Source organism: Gelidibacter pelagius (genome assembly GCF_017581925.1).
Taxonomy (GTDB): domain Bacteria; phylum Bacteroidota; class Bacteroidia; order Flavobacteriales; family Flavobacteriaceae; genus Gelidibacter; species Gelidibacter pelagius.
In genome coordinates, this window is the sequence record NZ_JAGEVG010000017.1 from 102,646 (window position 1) to 120,176 (window position 17,531).

The following is a 17,531-nucleotide window of genomic DNA, read 5'->3' on the forward strand; positions in this document are numbered from 1 at the left end:
AAATAAATATATCACGTTGAACGAATACTTCATCTTTCTATAATCTTCCAAAATTTTAAATAATCAGTTTCTATAAAAGTTTTTTTTTAAATTATATCTAAAAAATGGGATTGGCGTTCAACACAACCAACCCCAATTAATTCTGTCCTAAATGTTGGATTACTGCTTGATGAATTGAAGGTTAATTTCGAATTGGATGGTATCGCTTACAACGATACTTCCCGCTTCGGTGACTGCATTCCAAGTCAATCCAAAATCTTTTCGATTTATTTTTCCTGAAATTTCAAAACCAGCTTTTGTCTGTCCATAAGGATCAACGGCTACACCGTTAAAATCTGTATTCAGAGTAACTTCTTTGGTCACGTCTTTTATGGTTAAATCGCCTACAATCTTGTTGCCATCGAACGCTGTAGATTTAAAGGTGACTTCTGGATATTCATCTGCGTTAAAAAAATCTTCCGACTTTAAGTGAGTGTCTCTATCTTCATTTTTAGTATTGATAGAGTCCACTTTTGCTGTAAAGCTGAATTTTGCATTTTTGAAGTCATCGCTTTCGGTTTCAACAGAGGCATCGAATTTTTCAAATGCTCCTTTTACGGTTGAAATCATCATATGTTTTACTTTGAAGCCCACTTCAGAGTGAGATGCATCTACGTTCCATTTTGCTTTTTTTGCTGTTTCCATTTTTTGTTTATTTTTTATAATTAATATTTATTTATTCTGATAGCCACCATAATATTTTATTGGTGACCAATCTGGAATGATGGTCGGTAATGGTGGATTCATTTCTTGATAGTCCTTGCTACCATAAACCACTTTCCCATCAACTACGGTAAGTACGGCTTCTAAAGAGCTGATTTGTTCTTCCGGAACCGTAAAATAATCGTCAGAAAGAATGGCGAAGTCGGCATACATTCCGTCCTCCAAAGTACCTTTTACATCTTCTTCTTTAGACATCCAAGCACTTCCATTTGTGTATAGGTATAAAGCCTCTTCTCTTGTTAATTTATTTGAAGGCTCAGCCAATTGCAAACCTCCCACAGTTTTACCAGAAACCAACCAATATAGTGCTGGCCAAGGATTGTAACTTGCTACACGTGTACCATCTGTTCCTGCACCTACAGGTATTCCTGCATCCATCATTTTCTTAACAGGTGGTGCTTGTTTCGCTTTTTCTGCTCCGTAACGTTCTACAAAATATTCTCCTGCATACGCCATTCTCGCTTGAATGGCAATTCCGCCATTTAAAGCATTTATACGTTTTAATTCGGCATCTTTTATAGTTTCAGCGTGGTCAATTAACCATCTGTTTGAAGTTAATTTGCCGTTGGTTTCTTTATTTACTTCTTCAATGACATCAAGAAAATGTTCGATGGTTTCGCCATATGTGGCGTGAATTCTAAAAGGCCATCCATTATCAGCGTGCAAGGTTAAAATCTTCTTTAAATCTTCACGCCAGGTTGGTCTATCTTCCAGCATTGGTTGAGGTGCAAGAAAATTTTCAAAATCTCCCGCGCTCCAAGCTAAAAATTCGCCGCCACCTTCTAATTCGTATCCGTGATCTAAGTGAATTTCGCCATTCTGACCAATTTTATTGTTTGCCATCCATTCTTGGAACTCGGCATATTCATCGCCTTGATTCTGTGGAAATAAATAGTAGGACAACCTGATTGGCATCTCCCCTTTTTCGGCTATGGCTTTGGTTCCCACATAATCTTTTGGGAATTTATGACCGCCACCGCCAGCATCAATACCGCTGGTAAGTCCAAATCTGTTCAACTCTCTGTAGAAATGTATAGAACCATTGATCATTTCTTCCTCGTTTAAAGGAGGTAAAGAACCAATTCTGGCATACAAAAGTCCTGGATTTGGTTCAGCTAAAAGAACGCCAGTTAATTTTCCGTCAGGCCCTTTTTCATAAGAACTTCCTTCGGGAGCTTTGCTGTTTTCATCAATATTTAAAGTATTGAGAGCCGCCTGATTTAGCCAGCCTCTACTGTATAGATAGAGTACGTATGTTGGCACGTCTCCAGTGGCTTCGTTGATTTCTTCTGGAGTTGGGAATCTGTTTTCTTCAAATTGATATGGACTCCATCCACCAATCACTCTCACCCATTGGCCTTCTGGTGTACGTTCAGCTTGCTCTTTCAACATTTCCAAAGCGCGCTTTAGGGTTTTTACACCATCCCAACGTAATTCAGCATTGTAAAAACGTCCACCTCTTGTAAGATGTAAATGCGAATCATTAAGTCCAGGAATGAGTGTTCTTCCCTTTGCATCTATGACTTTAGTACTGTCAGATTTCAATTTTAAAATTTCTTCTGTTGTACCGGTCTTTAATACTTTGCCATCTTTTATGGCAATAGCCTCGGTAATTGTTCGATTGATGTCCATAACGGCAACCTTTGCATTGGTTACAATTAGGTCAGCTGATTCTGTGTTTGTTTTTTGTTCCTCTTTACAAGAAACAAAAGCTACAACCATTATAAAAAGTAATATAAATTGTTTCATTGATTTAAATTTTAAAAGCTCTTTACTTAGATTTAAATAAAGAGCTTTGTTAGTTATTCTTAGTGCTTCAACATTTTTCTGGCATACTGAACTCCAAGACCATAGCCACCACCAAAACGCATAACCAATTGGTTTACTGGCTCGTAAGTTTCGCTTCTTGCCCAGTCACGTTGCAATTCTAATAAATATTGCATTGATGTAATTGGCTTTACACCAACTTGAATCATTCTCTGCATAGCAGCATCGTGAGCTTCTTTAGAAATATCACCAGAAGCATCTGTAATTACATATACTTCATAGCCATCGCTGATTGCAGACATTGCTGGACCAACTATACAAACGCTTGTCCATAGACCTGCCATAACAATTTTTTTCTTGTTTTTTCCTGTAATAGCTTTGTAGGCGTTTACATCTTCCCATGTGTTCATAGTTGTTCTGTCAACGTATTCACTTTCATTTGGATAAAATTCAATAATTTCTGGAAATACTGGACCGCTAAAAGATTCCGCGGCAACGGTTGTAACAACTGTTGGGATATTAAAAATCTTTGAAGCCCCTGCTACTAATCCTACGTTGTTACGCAACTGTACTGGGTCAATTCCATTTACAGCAAATCCCATTTGACCTTCGTGGTCTATTAATACTAACGAGTGGTTAGTAGGGTCTAATAATTCTGGACTTGGCTTTTGAGCAAAAGTGTTTAAAGTAATTGCTAAGAATAATACGAATGATAATTTAATTGTTTTCATTAATTTAATTGTTTTTAGTGTTTGTTTTTTGTGTTTAGTAACGGTTAAATAATTATTGTGGAAATCTTAATTTCAATCAGTTCTTTGAATTGGCTATTTGAGATAATTTATTGAATTGGAGATAAAAAAAAGGCTACTTTACTATTTGTAAAATAGCCTTGACAATAGCATTGTTAATTTATTTCTGTACCATATCTTCTGCGTATTGTACTCCAATTCCGTAAGTACCTCCAAAGCGTTTTATTAAACTCATGACATCATCATAAGTCTCTTTATTCGCCCAATCACGTTGTATCTCCAACAAATATTGCATTGATGTTATAGGTCTGATTCCTGCTTGTATCAATCTCTGTATTGCTGTTTCGTGTACTTCTTTGGTCATATCACAACAAGAATCCTTAATGACATAAACTTCATATCCTTCATTATATGCCGATAACGCTGGAAGTGCTAAACATACGCTTGTCCAACTACCAGACATTACAATCTTTTTCTTGTTTTTTCCAGTTACAGCTTTATGGGTTTTGTCATCTTCCCAAGCATTCAATGTAGTTCTATTGATATACTCATCTTGGTTAGGAAAAACCTCAAGTATTTCGGGAAATACAGGGCCAGTAAACGTATCTCTTGCAATGGTTGTGACAACCGTAGGGATGTTAAAGATTTTAGAGGTTCCGCAAACAAGACCTATATTGTTTCTCAACTCCATAGGATTGTGGCTATGGTTTCCAAAAGCCATCTGACTCTCTTGATCGATGATGAATAGAGTGTGATTGTCTCTGCTTATAAGTTCTGGACTAATTCTTTTATTATTTTTCATTGTTTTTGATTTTGTGCCATTTCTGACGGTTAAACTATTTTTATACTAATTAAAGTTTATAGTTAGTTTATTATTAATGCATTAATAATGTTTATTAGTTCATTTGCATTGGCACTTCCATTAAGAGAACGCGAGCGTCTTCGGTTGCTTTTACGGTAAAACTGTCTGTGTCCCAAACGCCCATCCCGTCTCTTTTTGAAAGTTTTTCTCCATTGAGTTCTACTTCGCCTTCAAGGATAAAGGCATAGACACCATTCCCTTTTTTATTGATCTGGTAAGTATCAGAATTTCCTTTGGTGAATTTCCCGATATTGAACCAAGCATCTTGATGTGCCCAAACACCTTGGTCATCCTTGTTTGGAGAAAGCACTTGATAGAATTCGTTCTCTTTTGCAATATCCTTAAGTGAAATCTGGTCGTAACGTGGCTCAACATTTCGTTTGTTTGGTATAACCCAAATCTGTAGAAATTTTACAGGCTTGTCTGGATTGTTGTTGTACTCCGAATGCATCACCCCAGTTCCAGCGCTCATGACTTGAATATCGCCTTCTCTGATAATGGTTTTGTTTCCCATATTATCTTCATGCTTTAAATCGCCTTCCAATGGGATGGAAACAATCTCCATATCTTGATGTGGGTGTGTGCCAAAACCTCTGCTTTCCGAAACCGTATCGTCATTCAATACTCGCAATACCCCAAAGTTCATTCGCTCTGGATTGTGGTAATTTGCAAAACTGAAAGTGTGTTTAGAATGGAGCCAGCCATGATTGGCATCTCCTCTTGTGTCTGATCTGTGAATTATTGTGTTCATAGTTTTTAGTTCTTTATTGGGCAAATGGTTATACCCTACCTTGTTATTAATTAATGAATTGTTTGGTTCTTCTTTCTTTAACTTCGCAAAACCTGCCTGATGGACAGGCAGGGCGGAAACTCCAAAAAGAGTTGCCATACTGCCTACTACTGAAGTTTTTAAGAAGTCCTTACGTTTCATCCTTTTTATATTTAATTTCAATTACTAATAAGCCAATCTTATGCCAATTAACTAACCGCCTATATATCAATTGATTAGTAAAAATAACACCATCTCTATTATTCTATTTCTTAAGAAATTTCTATTATTTGAGAAATATTTAGTTAATTTTAACATCTAAATAATGACTTATATGACGGAAGTAACGGAGATTGTATTGGCCAAAGAGTGGTTAGTGGATGCATTGCCCTATGAAATATTTTGGGCAGATGAAGCTGGGGCTATTATTTACGGAAACAAAATACTGTGTGAACGTCTTCAATATTCACGACAAGAGCTTACCAAACTTACCATTTTCGATATCAATCCTACAGTCACTCTCCAAAGTTGGAAAATTCATTGGGAAAACGTTAAAAAAAACAAGATTGAGAACTTTAAAGCCGTACATCGAAACAAGTCAGGAAAATTTTATGAAGTAGAAGTTTTTGCGCAGTTTTTCTCAAATGGCAGAAAAGAAATGATCTGTGGTATTATGAATGATATCACCTCGTCCAGTTTTTATAAAAACTTGATTGACAATGTAGAATCTATAGCAAAAGTAGGCGGTTGGAAGCTGAATCTTCAAGATGGCTCCATATTAGTTACAAAGGAAGCTTTATGCATTTTCAATAAAGAAAATAATGAAGATTTTCATCCAAGCAAAATCGTTCATTTTTTTAAAGACGAAGATTTATTTAGAAATAGCATTGTTAAAACCATCAAAAACGCCATACCTATTGACCACGTATTTGAAACAAAAGAAACTCCAAGTCGCTATATAAGAACCATTGTGAAGCCCGTTTTAAAAGGCGACAAAATTTTTAAAATTGTGGGCGTTTACCAAGATATTACCGAACAGACTAAAAAAGAAATTAGGCTCAAATTCTTTAAGGATATCATTGATAATGCCCAAGATTTAATTTTTATATACGACAGGGAAGGAAAATTATTGGAATTCAGTAATTCAGTAGCTGATACTTTGGGATATTCAAAAAAAGAATTGGACCATTTTACCGTATTTGATTTAGAATCTGGGCTGACTGATGATGTATGGCAAACTCATTTTGAAGAAATCAAGAAGAATGGCTCTTTGCGCACCGAATGGCTCGTTAACAAAAAAGGAGGACGTAAATTCCCTGCCGACATTGTATCCAATTACATGAATTATGAAGGACAGGACATTAATTGTGTGGTGGTTAGAGATATCACATTACGGAAGGAACGCGACCTAAAATTGTTTCAAGCGCTGGATGAAATAAAAGCTCTAAAGGACAGATTAGAGATCGAAAACGAATACTTACAAGAAGAAATAAACGTCAATTTCAACAAGGACAATATCATCTCCATAAGCGCTGCTTATGCAAAGGTTTTGGAGCAAGTAAAGCAAGTGGCGCCTACATCCACCACTGTTTTAATAACAGGCGAATCAGGGACAGGAAAGGAATTATTGGCCCACGCCATCCACAATAATAGTTCGAGAAAAGATAGGCCTTTAATAAAAATAAATAGTGCCACACTTCCGAAAGAATTGATAGAAAGTGAATTATTCGGACATAAAAAAGGCGCCTTTACAGGAGCGGTAGCAGATAAAGTCGGGAAATTTTCAATGGCAGATGGTGGCACGATATTTTTAGATGAAATAGGCGAAATGCCTATTGATCTTCAATCAAAATTACTACGCGTCATCCAGGAAGGCGAATTTGATGAACTTGGCGGCACTAAAACCATTAAGGTTGATGTTCGAATTGTCGCTGCTACGAATCGAAAATTGGAGGAAATGATTGCGGATGGTACATTTAGGGAAGATCTGTACTACCGTCTCAATGTCTTTCCTATTCATAGCATTCCCTTGAGTGAAAGAAAAGAGGATATTCCACCTCTAGCTCAATTCTTTTTAGAGAAATATGCCAACAGGGCAGGAAAACCATTCAAGCGTCTTTCCAAACAAACCATTGAACAATTAATGGCTTACGATTTTCCCGGAAACATTAGGGAACTGGAAAATTTGATAGAAAGAGCGGTCATTATTGAAAACGGAACTACCCTATTCCCAGGAAGCTGGATTCCTGCAAAATCCAAAAATAGTAAGTCCGAAAAGCTGTTAACTTTTGAAGAGATCCAAAAACAACATATCATTGAAGTTCTAAAGCGCACCAAAGGAAAAGTAAGCGGCATTAATGGCGCTGCGGGGATTTTGGATATGAATGCAAAAACGCTCTTTGCTAAAATGAAGAAACTTGGAATTGAAAGGGAAACGGTTTTTAGGAGTTAACTTGAGAATATATTTGAATTAAAAATTTATTACATCTACACGAATTATGGTCGAACATCAAAACAACAAAACTTTTTGGAGTAATGGCAATGGCAAGGATTTTCTTGAATGGGCCAACCTTCGTGAAAGTGAATTGGTTTCTGATTACAGCGTCAGCTTATTTGAAGCATACGACAGCGAGGTTGACAAACTCACAGAACAATGGATAAGAAATGGCGATTTTAAAACCATTATGAGGTCCTTACATTCCAATAATGATGGAAAGACATTGCCAGAAGATTATCTCGAATTCAAAAAAAGTTTGCAAGCAGTTCCTGAGTGGGTAGATCCCGATTTAATACTTGAAGGGTGCCAACTTTCGGAAAGAAGCGGATTGACCGGACTATTGGTCTTGCGAAATTTCGCCTTACTGGGTGGTTATAATTTTGCAAACCTCACCAAACCATTAGTAGCCACTGGCTCCCTGGAAAAAGGAGCCGCCCATCGTCTCTACAACACGCTCAATTTCTGGGTTGATGTAAGCAGAAGTCACGTAAAAACAGAAGAAATGCGGTTAAATAGCTGTATCAGAACACGATTGGTGCATTCGGCATCACGATTGATGATACAGAACAAACATCCTGACTGGAACGTTGGAACCTATGGCGTTCCGATTAATTATGCCGATACGGTGGCCACTAACATCGCTTTCACCGTCTATTATTTATTCGGACTACAAAAATTGAATTTTAAGTTTTCTGAAAATGAGGAATCAGGTGTTTTCCATCTTTGGAAATATGTCACTTATCTTTTGGGTGTGCCGGCAGAAATTATCCCTAACGATAAATTGGAAGCACTCAATTTTTTCCATTATTGGACAAAGTATCAGGCACAACCTGATCAGGACGCCCTTAAACTCACATCATCATTATTAAATGAAAATACACCTATCACTATTTTCAAATTAGACATCATCAAACGAAATATGGGATATATTCATAAAAGTATTGCTAACCATTTAATTGATAACACGATTAAGCAGCGCTTGGACATTCCCGAAGTCAGATTCAGGAATGTCATTCCTAAAGCTTTGCAGGCAAGAAACCAATTGACAAAAAAGAATGAAAGTCAGATAAAAGACGGTCGAGAAAAACAAAGAAGCGTGCTAAACGATTATAAAAACACGTTCAACTAAGTAAATTCAGTCATTTCATACTCAAAAAAACCTCACCTTCCTCAACTGCTCAGGTTCTTCAGTTAGGCACCTCCAGAACCACAATGACTGTACACATTATTAATACAACCATAACAAAACAGGACTGGGTCACCATAATAAAGTTTTTAACAAACCATTTTTTTGTACACTCTTTTTTTGGACAAGTGTTCACTATTATACAGTTAAGCAAGTTCTTATAATGGTAATTTTTACAAATAAAAAACAAAGGAATACCTTACAAATTTTAAGGAGACAGCAATAGGGATAGTAAAAATGAGGAATAATGGGTATATCTGATTAACCCTTAAATTAAAAAACCCCACAAATAGTGGGGTTTTAGCGTCTTCTTTCGTCATTATTAGACTAAAGTAGTGACCTCGACTGGATTCAAACCCTGTCGCGCAAATCCTCTTATACAAAGGCTTTGTCTAATTTCCTATTTCTGAGGTAGCCTGATAGCTACCACCGGAAGGATTGTCATTTTGTTTGATTAGACTTTCAATCTGATTGTAAAGATAGACAATCTTAAACTAAAACAAACGTTCGAAAGAATCCAAAGCCCTCATTCCATAAAATAATTTGAGTAAAATAATGAGGTTACTTTGGAAAGTAAATTGTTTTGAAGCTTACTAAAATTATGCTCTTTGACATAGTGCAAGTTGTTTTTAGAGTATATTATTTATGGAAGGATAAGATTTGTTATTTGTCTCGGATAAAACAATTTGATCTAAAATGACTTTGCTTCAATTATTATAAATATCGTAAAAGATTAACCATAATAAAATAGAGTTTAGCCGTGTCGATTTAGTGCTCCCAAATTATACTCAATGTGTGTCGACCATTTATTAGACAATGTTCAAAGAACGGTTTCTGCGCTTGACTATCATTCCAAATATTAAACCAATCCATAGCGAAAATTTGCTGTGTAGTGTTTAACTTTTTTCCAAGATTAAAATATTCTCCTGCTACTGTATCTTCAGGCAATTTGTCCTTTCCGTATTTCAAATATTTAAAAGGAAAATCACTAGAAGACCAATACCATTTTATGTTGTTTTCGTAAGCATAAACTACCATTATTGGATGAGGACCAATTGAACAAAATCTCAATGAAGTAGCAGAAATACTCGTGCCAAATTTTTTAGCTAATTCTTGAATGACTCTAAATTCAAATTTCTTTTTATGACAATATTGACGAAATCGATTCTCTGGCATTAACAAACAAGATGAAAAAAAATCAGCTTGTCTTTCTGCCTTATTTTTGCTTTGAAAACCAGTAAATGAACAATGGCTCGGTGATAAACCTTTTGCTAAAGAATTTCTATGGTCATCAATAAAATAATGCCCTAGTTCATGACCAAAAGTAAAACGAGATCTTTCAGAATAAGCATGTTCCATTCTGTCAAGATTGATGTAAATATGGAATTTTCCATTTTCACATTCCAATAAACCATCAAAAGCATCGGAGTAATTACCAAAGCTATAAGTGATGTATTTCTTTTGTGCAATTAAGATTGGATCAATTTGACTATTTGGGAAATAGTAATCAGAAATATCACTTGCTAATTCGTTGAGGCTAAAAGTATCATATTCCGAAAGAAAATTATTTTTGCGCATCCTTCTTATCCTGATTCATTCTTTTTCTTGTCTCTTCTGTTATTTTATTTCCTTCCCTAGCCGCCATAGAAAGTGGATAAATAGAACTATTTTCTTTGTTTTCCATAAAACGTCGATCTTTTGTTTCAGAAACTTCGCCACTTATAATTTCATTAATTGAACTCCAATTTTTAGGCACTTCATAATCATTCTTGAATTTTTTTTCAAAAGACAAAATTTCATCTTCCGACAAGGGAGCCGAATAGCCATATTTACTCAATAATTTTCCAATATCATTTTTATAGTTAGTTGCCATTTTTATTGAATTTTTTCTGCTTTTTCTATTAACGTTTTGATATCTCTTTTGGCTCTTGAAATTATTTGACGAATATTATCCCAGGTGGTGTCAAACATCTGCGTCATCAGAATAATATTTTCTGGAAGCATTTTCTTGCCTTCTTCATAATGTTGAAAATAAACACGTAATATATCTCGTTTCTTTTCATCAAAGCTTAATAACACTTTCTCGATTACATTATTTCTATTTGACAAATCATTGTCCAAAACGTCATATTCTTCAACTGTTAAATTAAAAAGCCAATCATTATTTTCATCATCTAGTAATTGTATTTCACTATGTAGATAAAGTTCATTCTTCCTTAAAAATTCTAATTTTTTGTAATGTGCTATTGTACTAATATATGCCTTAAATGCAGAGTCCATCGACTTATGCCGTTGTGGATCAAAAGACCAATCTAATGGATTTTGCCATATGAATTGAAAGACTTCATTAAGAATAGATTTTGAAAATTCATCTTTATGAGATTTATACGAAATAGTCTTCATTAAAACATTATAAAGAAAGATCCTGTAGTTATTATAGATTTTTTCAAATGAAGCCAAAGCTTCATTTGGGTGAGCTCCTTTCTCTGAAATTGTAAGTAAATGAAATTCTAAATCCATATAGTCTATTAATATATGAAAAATCTGTGACAAAAAGTTTTTGTCACACTTTAGACATATAGTTGTAGCACACATAAAAATATGCACTTAAGAGAAGTTAAATTAACTAAAAAAGAACAAAAAATGGCAACAAACGGAAAAAGCGGAGATAATCGCAGACATGGATCAGTAACAGGACGCTCCCAAGTAAAAAACCCTAAAACAAATATATGGGTTAAACGTGATACTGAAACAGGACGCTTTATGGACGGCAAAACATCAAGCAAAACGCCATTTAAAGGTGTTCGGAAAGAGAAATAATATTTTATAACGTGAAATTTATTTATGATATGTAAAACTCATTATCAATAATGGAAAAAGATAGATTGAAATATACCATAAACAGATTTGATCATTATTTCGATAGTGTAAATAATAAATCTGCTGTTTACATAGCCATAAATACGTTTATAACAGGTGGAATCATAGTTTTATTGACTCAAACGGACTTTGTTTATAATATGTCCAAAATTGGAAAGTTTGGTGTTGCAACATTATTACTAATGGGTGTTTTGAGTTTAATTATTTTATCGGTAGCCAGTATTCCGTTTTTTTCAAAAAAACCAGATTCGCTTTATTATTTCGGATCGATTTCAAAAATGAAGCAATCTGAATTTAATAAAACATCGAAAAGTTATACTGAAAAAGACGGATTGCAAGATTTAAGAACACAAACATACATTCTTTCGAAAGGCTTAACGAAGAAGTTTACATGGCTAAAATTAGCCGGAATATTTCTTGTGATACAATTTATTTTATTACTCATCATACTATTAACAATATTAATTAATTTATAAAACCCTAATTTCATGGATATTTTTAGGCCCTATTTAAACGTTATTAAAAAAGCTGTTAACCAAGACCCAAAGAACAGCAATCGACTTTTCAGCAATGCACCAGATGAATCTTACGACCTGAGTTACATTCAAGGACTTCGAAATGAACTTCCGGGATTAGAAACCCTGAATGAATCAAGACAACTAATTAAAGGACTAGGGTCCCCATTGATAACCAGTTTACCGCGACTTGGCAATCATCCCGATTTTTCACATTTAAGGAGTACTACAGCTACAGAAAAACACTGGATAATTTCTGCTTTTGTTGATGTGCAAAAAAGTACACAACTACATAATCGTTTCACATTAGCCACTGTAGCCTTAATTACAGAAGGTATAGTTAAAGCGTCCATATTTGCTGTTAATTTATGTGGTGGTTATGTGCACAGAATTCAAGGGGATGGATTGATGGTCTATTTTGGTGGAAAAAACATTGAAAAAAGCCAAGCTACCAAGGATGCTTTGAAAGCATTTGCTATGATTTCATTCTTCGTAAAAAACGATCTTAAAGATTATTTTGAATCTAATGGTATCAAAGACATCTATACAAGAAGTGGTATTGATTTAGGACATGACAACCAAGTCTTATGGATGTATTCGGGTATAGGAGAGTCTGGAGAGGTTACCACATGTAGCTTACATACGAGTTTAGCACCGAAAATGCAAGCAACAGCCTCAAGCAATGGTATTGTGGTAGGGCAATATCTGATAAATCAATTGACATCAGTTGATAAGTATTTCAACCGAAAGTCTAAACCAATTTGGGATTATGAAGATGGTAGATTTTATGACCATTATGATTTTAATTGGGAACGGTATCTTGTTGACAATAATTTTGCTGTTCAAAACCAAACTGGTGATATTTTATTGAATGTGGGCTACAATTCAAAACATCTCAATCCAGTGAATTTATCTCCGATTGCAAAAAACAGTAAACCTTATTTTGATTTTAAATGAACTCGAGATTAAGAAGAGATGTATCAGAATTTCTGAATCTATATTATAACTTCAATCTCGTAGACATAAATAGAAATGGAAGTGTTATTTTAGAGGGCCAGATCAACATCGTAGATGTTCTTGGTAGCATTTGGGATACTTGCTATAAAGTACAGATTTTAATTCCACATCTTAATTATCCAAACGCAATCCCAGAAGTAAAAGAGGTTAGCAAAAACATTAAACGTGATTGGGACTTTCATATTTCTGAAAATGGAATTTGTTGCCTTGCAATTCCACATAAATTAATTTTAGCTGAACGTAGCGGAATTGTTTTAATCAAATTTTATCAAGATTTTATTTATCCATTTTTTGTAAATCATCAGCATAAATTAAAAACTGGTAAATACGTTAATGGGGAATTCGAACATCATGAAAAAGGTATTTTACAATTTTACCGAGAAGAACTTAAAACCAATGATTTAAAATTCACAAAAAAAATAATTGAAGCTGCAATTGGTAGAATAAAAATTGGCAATAATGATCAATGCCCAATATGCAATACTGGAAAATACAAAAAATGCTGTAAGGCAAAAGCAGATAGTATTTTAAAGTATGGGTTAAAACGGATAAAGGAAGATTTAAATATTTATGAAATTATTATTTTAGGAATTACAAATTGAATAAATTCTATATTGAGCAAAAACATCAATTGATCTATCTCTAACAACAAATCAACGCTAAACTCATTTAATCATTGACAATGGTATTTTTATTATTAAGCTGATAAATTTTATACCAATAAAAAAACGCTTCCGGATTACTTTTTTTCAACTTATTCAAACGAGTTTCAAACGGCTGTTCTATTATCCAGTCTTCCACTTCCATTGGATTTTCGAAGTGAGACACTTTAGTTGTGCCTGTCTTTAACATGGTTGCTATGTACGCTGCTTTTGCCACTGGCACCATAGCCCGCTCAATATGAAAGTTTTCCGAAAAAATAAAATTTCTGATATTTTGAACGCCTCTTTGAAGTTCAGTAAAATCACCGGTACCGCTTTTTCCTCTTGTAGCCATGAGTAATGCTGTTTGAAATACATCATTTAGCACATCGTCTTTATTTAATCCCTTCAACTCTCTATACTCCAACTCTGTTTGCGCAAATCTGGTAAACACCTCTGAAACTATTGACATGTCTGTTACTATATCAAACAAATTACCTACATCAAATAACTGTTTTATAATCTCCACTTCCTTTTCACGTCCATAAGGCACTCCTGTTGTGTTGGGTGCAAAAGCTGTTAACTTATCGCCCAATATGGCTTCGGAAATTGGGACCGTTACTTTTACATTCTTTCCGTCTGATTTTACAAACGGTGATTTTATTTCAATTTCACTTGTGTGCTTTCCATAGTGACTTTCTTCATAAAGAACATCCAATAAAATATATTCTTGCTCAGCTCTGGCATTTGTTACTGGCGTGTAATAGAATTTATAATGTTCTTTTTCAATATTGGATTTTGATTGGCGTTCGTCAATTTTATATTCTATAAAATCTGAACTTTCCACAACCGCATCCAACATTACTTTCATGTCTTTAGGCTTCTTCGAAACTATAATATCAATATCTATTGAGAATCGCTTCGGCTCTTTAAGCAAGAGCATCAAGGCGGTACCTCCTTTAAAAATAAACTCTAACCCACTATTTTGAAGATGCTCCAATAAAGACAATGCACGAACTACCTTTTCAATGAGAATAGGGTCGGACTTATGTTGTTTAGCAACATCTGTTATCCATTTTTCTTTAAGTGAATCGTCGTAAATCATATTTCAAAGATTTGGCAGTAAACAGGCTTTATTGCCATATCTTTACTTGGTTGTTTATAAAATTCTCTATTTCATCTCGCTTATTTCTTCTACTCGCGTAGCGAAGCATTTTAGGCTTATTCACATTATATTTGTCAAATACTGCTTTGTATATCCGTTTTAATTCCGCTCCCTGTTGTGCTGCGAAAATTATTGGGTCACAATAAATATCTACCAGTAATTTCTCTATGGTTTGGGTGACTACTGTATTTACTTTTTGGGTAGGCGCTTCTGTTGTCAATCGTGAAATGATGACGGGCTCAGAAGCATTCACAACGTAGTTGTTAATTATGCCTTCTGATGGGTCCAGAAATACTTCTTTTCCTTGTTCTTTTAATGCATAAAAAACCGATTCCATCACTTCCTTTTCTACTTCCACTATGGTATAAAATCGAAATGGTTGATGCAACATAAACTCATTTAACCATTTTGTTGACCATATACAGATATCAATAAATGGAAACTGATTATGAATTTTACCCGATAGATATTTCAATGATTCATTAATTTCAGGAATATACGCTTTTCCTTCGCTCTCTGATAAAGAGTACAACCCTCTACTTACTCTGTGAAGTACTCCCTTGTTGACCAATTCGTAAATCCTCCAATCAACTGTGGCGCGTTTAACATCGTTATCAAATTTTTGATAATAGGCCATAATATCACTGACTTTGAAATTCTCCTTAGCTGAAAACTCCTTAATAAGGTTATCGATATGTAGCGTTTCGGAAGCGATAGTTGCTATGTTTTTTTTAAAATTCTATTACACAAAGATTTGGCAATATAAGTAATTATTGCCAAATCTTTGAATTGATTACCTCAAAATATACAGAAGCACTTTGAGCCTTTCAAATTACCTATGGATGTTTTACGATTATGTATAATTTCTTCGGGTCTCATCATTCATCGGTGTCGGAAAAAGTCGAAAATTTAAATCTTTACGTTTCTAAATTAAATAGAGCACTTAGTTAAACAATTTCTCAAAATTCTTCTGAGATAAGCGCTTCGATGGTCTTAAATCTGAAAACTCCTATTCTATTATAAAATTTGGCTTCTATCAATAGACATCAAAATACATTAAACAAAATGATCAGACATGCATTATGCTATCAAAAGAGCCTAAACAATAGCAAACTTTATTCAAAAATAAAATCGCAAATGACTGGTAATAAACTATTTAAATTGATTAATTTTCTAATTTTCAAAATAATGTTTAAAATCCTTATGTTATGTCTACTGTCAATTATATTACACATCTCAATGGCGTAATGCGCAAATTTCACAAAGATCCAGGAATCGGCCCAGGTCATCGAAACTTGTATCTGGCTTTCTTTCAATTGTGGAACAAAAAGCATTTTCCACAAAAATTAATGATCAATAGTCAATTGATTATGTCTATTGCAAAAATCCGTTCGAGAACCACCTACCTGAAATTGCTTCAAGAGCTAAAAAAATTAGGATATTTACAATACTATCCTTCTAGCAATCCTCAAATTGGCTCGATCATAGAGCTGTTCAGATATGATACTGACCCTGATCAAAAAATGAACAACTCTTGTTCAATTTTTGATGCGACCTCTGTCCAAAATATGGTTCCTTTTAATAAACAAAAAATAAAAACATTTAAAAACTCTCTTAAACAAACAAGACCAGAAAATGAACATATAGTTTTAGATTTTTTTAAAAAGGAAAAACGGAGTTCTTTAGAAGCCCAGATGTTCTATAATTTTTATGAAGCCATAGGTTGGAAACTGAACGGAAATCCAATTGTGAATTGGCATGCCTGTGCAAAAAAATGGATATTAAAAGCTGATGAAATAAAAAAGAACCAACCATTTAAAATACCGCCCAGACACCGGGACTATCTTCATACTTCCAAGATTAAGGACTATAGCGATCCATTGTAACTAAAAACCCGCATATAAAAGCATGTGGTGCCTCTTATTTCCCGTTTCAAATCCAACAAGGTTCCATATGTTTTGAGATAATCTATTTTAACATGAAATAAATCTATTTATGTTTTCATTTCAGGGATTAGACAGATATAATCTATAAGTATAATTATCTTTCAAATGACATAGTTCAACTTCTCGATTGATAATGCACAGTTATATTTTATTCAGTTTTTTTATCTTCAAATTGTGCTCTAAATTCTTCAGGACTTTTCGCAATCAGCCGCGGCTTTTTAACTGGTTGGATTTCTGTAAACAAGGAATGAAGCATAGCAACGGTTGGCTTGGTCTGATCTTTTTCGATGGCTTTAATTATCGCTATAATCGCATTCATCCGTTTCTTTAAATTGGCTTCAATGGTTCTTCCAGTTGGCCCCAGTTTTTCCTTTGGCGAGATTTCGTTGTAAAAGAAAAAATCCAACATGGTAGCCATCGCCTCAGTATGTGATTTGAAGTGTGTTCTTGAAAATTCCTGGAAGCGCTTGGCTGTCTCCCGTTTAAACCTTATTCCAATAAATGATTCCATAATTTACTCTTTTGTCGCAAATTCTTCCCATAAATTGGGCGTTTCAACACCGTTTGTCGCAATTTGGTTACGGAGAAAAAAACATCAAATAATTAACGAACTAATTATCAGTGTTTTAAGATTAAAATGGAATTCATAACATCGCGCAGCGTGTTATCCTCTTGCTATTCCCTTAGTTTTACATTAATAGTTTTCATAGAGGTATTTATGATTGAGTTGTCTATTTAATTACTAACTTATTATCGGGGAATACTCTCCATAATT

18 protein-coding genes are annotated in these 17,531 nt (G+C 34.4%); 7 read left to right on the forward strand and 11 right to left on the reverse strand.

What is annotated here, in order from left to right; translation table 11 throughout:
* Positions 1-159: 159 nt before the first annotated feature.
* From J4051_RS14490 to J4051_RS14510, 5 genes are all read right to left on the reverse strand, one after another.
* Positions 160-684, reverse strand: coding sequence for a YceI family protein (locus J4051_RS14490; protein ID WP_208234596.1), 525 nt, complete (start codon positions 682-684; stop codon positions 160-162).
* A 27-nt stretch (positions 685-711) separates the two neighbouring features.
* Positions 712-2,511, reverse strand: coding sequence for an amidohydrolase (locus J4051_RS14495; protein ID WP_208234597.1), 1,800 nt, complete (start codon positions 2,509-2,511; stop codon positions 712-714).
* A gap of 59 nt (positions 2,512-2,570) precedes the next feature.
* A complete protein-coding gene (locus J4051_RS14500; protein ID WP_208234598.1) occupies positions 2,571-3,260 on the reverse strand; it encodes a hydrolase in 690 nt (229 codons plus the stop codon).
* Between the two features lie 178 nt (positions 3,261-3,438).
* A complete protein-coding gene (locus J4051_RS14505) occupies positions 3,439-4,080 on the reverse strand; it encodes an isochorismatase family protein (RefSeq protein ID WP_208234599.1) in 642 nt (213 codons plus the stop codon).
* A 94-nt stretch (positions 4,081-4,174) separates the two neighbouring features.
* On the reverse strand, positions 4,175-5,071 hold the full coding sequence (locus tag J4051_RS14510) for a pirin family protein (protein WP_394368926.1): 897 nt from the start codon (positions 5,069-5,071) through the stop codon (positions 4,175-4,177).
* 172 nt (positions 5,072-5,243) lie between these two features.
* Between J4051_RS14510 and J4051_RS14515 the strand changes: the two genes are divergently transcribed.
* A complete protein-coding gene (locus tag J4051_RS14515; protein WP_208234600.1) occupies positions 5,244-7,361 on the forward strand; it encodes a sigma 54-interacting transcriptional regulator in 2,118 nt (705 codons plus the stop codon).
* A gap of 46 nt (positions 7,362-7,407) precedes the next feature.
* Positions 7,408-8,535 (forward strand): oxygenase MpaB family protein, encoded by a 1,128-nt coding sequence (locus J4051_RS14520; protein WP_208234601.1) that lies wholly within the window; start codon positions 7,408-7,410, stop codon positions 8,533-8,535.
* A gap of 825 nt (positions 8,536-9,360) precedes the next feature.
* Here the strand turns inward: J4051_RS14520 and J4051_RS14525 are convergent.
* Genes J4051_RS14525 through J4051_RS14535 form a run of 3 tightly spaced genes read right to left on the reverse strand, consistent with a single transcriptional unit; the run spans position 9,361 to position 11,112 of the window.
* Positions 9,361-10,170 (reverse strand): ImmA/IrrE family metallo-endopeptidase, encoded by an 810-nt coding sequence (locus J4051_RS14525; protein ID WP_208234602.1) that lies wholly within the window; start codon positions 10,168-10,170, stop codon positions 9,361-9,363.
* Positions 10,157-10,465, reverse strand: coding sequence for a hypothetical protein (locus J4051_RS14530; protein WP_208234603.1), 309 nt, complete (start codon positions 10,463-10,465; stop codon positions 10,157-10,159). The genes J4051_RS14525 and J4051_RS14530 overlap by 14 nt, the downstream gene beginning before the upstream one ends.
* 2 nt (positions 10,466-10,467) lie before the next feature.
* Positions 10,468-11,112 carry a sigma-70 family RNA polymerase sigma factor gene (locus J4051_RS14535; RefSeq protein WP_208234604.1) on the reverse strand — a complete coding sequence of 215 codons (645 nt, stop codon included), beginning with the start codon at positions 11,110-11,112 and terminating at the stop codon, positions 10,468-10,470.
* A gap of 81 nt (positions 11,113-11,193) precedes the next feature.
* On the opposite strand from J4051_RS14535, the gene J4051_RS14540 reads away from it, so the two are divergent.
* Genes J4051_RS14540 through J4051_RS14555 form a run of 4 tightly spaced genes read left to right on the forward strand, consistent with a single transcriptional unit; the run spans position 11,194 to position 13,606 of the window.
* Positions 11,194-11,412, forward strand: coding sequence for a hypothetical protein (locus J4051_RS14540; protein ID WP_208234617.1), 219 nt, complete (start codon positions 11,194-11,196; stop codon positions 11,410-11,412).
* Positions 11,413-11,462: 50 nt separating this feature from the next.
* The gene (locus J4051_RS14545) at positions 11,463-11,948 is read left to right on the forward strand and encodes a Pycsar system effector family protein (RefSeq protein WP_208234605.1); all 486 of its coding nucleotides are present in this window, start codon (positions 11,463-11,465) and stop codon (positions 11,946-11,948) included.
* 12 nt (positions 11,949-11,960) lie between these two features.
* Positions 11,961-12,944 (forward strand): adenylate/guanylate cyclase domain-containing protein, encoded by a 984-nt coding sequence (locus tag J4051_RS14550; protein ID WP_208234606.1) that lies wholly within the window; start codon positions 11,961-11,963, stop codon positions 12,942-12,944.
* Entirely contained in the window at positions 12,941-13,606 is a 666-nt protein-coding gene (locus J4051_RS14555) for a hypothetical protein (protein ID WP_208234607.1), read from the forward strand. Before J4051_RS14550 ends, J4051_RS14555 begins: the two co-directional genes overlap by 4 nt.
* Before the next feature lie 67 nt (positions 13,607-13,673).
* Here the strand turns inward: J4051_RS14555 and J4051_RS14560 are convergent, their stop codons facing one another.
* On the reverse strand, positions 13,674-14,750 hold the full coding sequence (locus tag J4051_RS14560) for a nucleotidyl transferase AbiEii/AbiGii toxin family protein (protein WP_208234608.1): 1,077 nt from the start codon (positions 14,748-14,750) through the stop codon (positions 13,674-13,676).
* 28 nt (positions 14,751-14,778) lie between these two features.
* Positions 14,779-15,447, reverse strand: coding sequence for a DUF6577 family protein (locus tag J4051_RS14565; RefSeq protein ID WP_236027463.1), 669 nt, complete (start codon positions 15,445-15,447; stop codon positions 14,779-14,781).
* 571 nt (positions 15,448-16,018) lie between these two features.
* Here J4051_RS14565 and J4051_RS14570 point away from each other — a divergent pair.
* Positions 16,019-16,696, forward strand: a complete 678-nt coding sequence (locus J4051_RS14570; RefSeq protein WP_208234609.1) for a hypothetical protein — start codon at positions 16,019-16,021, stop codon at positions 16,694-16,696.
* A 208-nt stretch (positions 16,697-16,904) separates the two neighbouring features.
* Here J4051_RS14570 and J4051_RS14575 read toward each other — a convergent pair whose 3' ends face one another.
* A complete protein-coding gene (locus tag J4051_RS14575) occupies positions 16,905-17,267 on the reverse strand; it encodes a BfmA/BtgA family mobilization protein (RefSeq protein WP_208234610.1) in 363 nt (120 codons plus the stop codon).
* Positions 17,268-17,531: the final 264 nt, after the last annotated feature.

What these genes read in the sequence shown, in the direction of transcription:
- J4051_RS14545 (WP_208234605.1), top strand. Translation starts at nt 11,463, where the DNA reads ATGGAAAAAGATAGATTGAAATATACCATAAACAGATTTGATCATTAT.
- J4051_RS14500 (WP_208234598.1), bottom strand. Translation starts at nt 3,260, where the DNA reads ATGAAAACAATTAAATTATCATTCGTATTATTCTTAGCAATTACTTTA.
- J4051_RS14570 (WP_208234609.1), top strand. Translation starts at nt 16,019, where the DNA reads ATGTCTACTGTCAATTATATTACACATCTCAATGGCGTAATGCGCAAA.
- J4051_RS14535 (WP_208234604.1), bottom strand. Translation starts at nt 11,112, where the DNA reads ATGGATTTAGAATTTCATTTACTTACAATTTCAGAGAAAGGAGCTCAC.
- J4051_RS14530 (WP_208234603.1), bottom strand. Translation starts at nt 10,465, where the DNA reads ATGGCAACTAACTATAAAAATGATATTGGAAAATTATTGAGTAAATAT.
- J4051_RS14515 (WP_208234600.1), top strand. Translation starts at nt 5,244, where the DNA reads ATGACGGAAGTAACGGAGATTGTATTGGCCAAAGAGTGGTTAGTGGAT.
- J4051_RS14565 (WP_236027463.1), bottom strand. Translation starts at nt 15,447, where the DNA reads ATGGCCTATTATCAAAAATTTGATAACGATGTTAAACGCGCCACAGTT.
- J4051_RS14520 (WP_208234601.1), top strand. Translation starts at nt 7,408, where the DNA reads ATGGTCGAACATCAAAACAACAAAACTTTTTGGAGTAATGGCAATGGC.
- J4051_RS14560 (WP_208234608.1), bottom strand. Translation starts at nt 14,750, where the DNA reads ATGATTTACGACGATTCACTTAAAGAAAAATGGATAACAGATGTTGCT.
- J4051_RS14510 (WP_394368926.1), bottom strand. Translation starts at nt 5,071, where the DNA reads ATGAAACGTAAGGACTTCTTAAAAACTTCAGTAGTAGGCAGTATGGCA.
- J4051_RS14555 (WP_208234607.1), top strand. Translation starts at nt 12,941, where the DNA reads ATGAACTCGAGATTAAGAAGAGATGTATCAGAATTTCTGAATCTATAT.
- J4051_RS14495 (WP_208234597.1), bottom strand. Translation starts at nt 2,511, where the DNA reads ATGAAACAATTTATATTACTTTTTATAATGGTTGTAGCTTTTGTTTCT.
- J4051_RS14525 (WP_208234602.1), bottom strand. Translation starts at nt 10,170, where the DNA reads ATGCGCAAAAATAATTTTCTTTCGGAATATGATACTTTTAGCCTCAAC.
- J4051_RS14550 (WP_208234606.1), top strand. Translation starts at nt 11,961, where the DNA reads ATGGATATTTTTAGGCCCTATTTAAACGTTATTAAAAAAGCTGTTAAC.
- J4051_RS14540 (WP_208234617.1), top strand. Translation starts at nt 11,194, where the DNA reads ATGCACTTAAGAGAAGTTAAATTAACTAAAAAAGAACAAAAAATGGCA.
- J4051_RS14505 (WP_208234599.1), bottom strand. Translation starts at nt 4,080, where the DNA reads ATGAAAAATAATAAAAGAATTAGTCCAGAACTTATAAGCAGAGACAAT.
- J4051_RS14575 (WP_208234610.1), bottom strand. Translation starts at nt 17,267, where the DNA reads ATGGAATCATTTATTGGAATAAGGTTTAAACGGGAGACAGCCAAGCGC.
- J4051_RS14490 (WP_208234596.1), bottom strand. Translation starts at nt 684, where the DNA reads ATGGAAACAGCAAAAAAAGCAAAATGGAACGTAGATGCATCTCACTCT.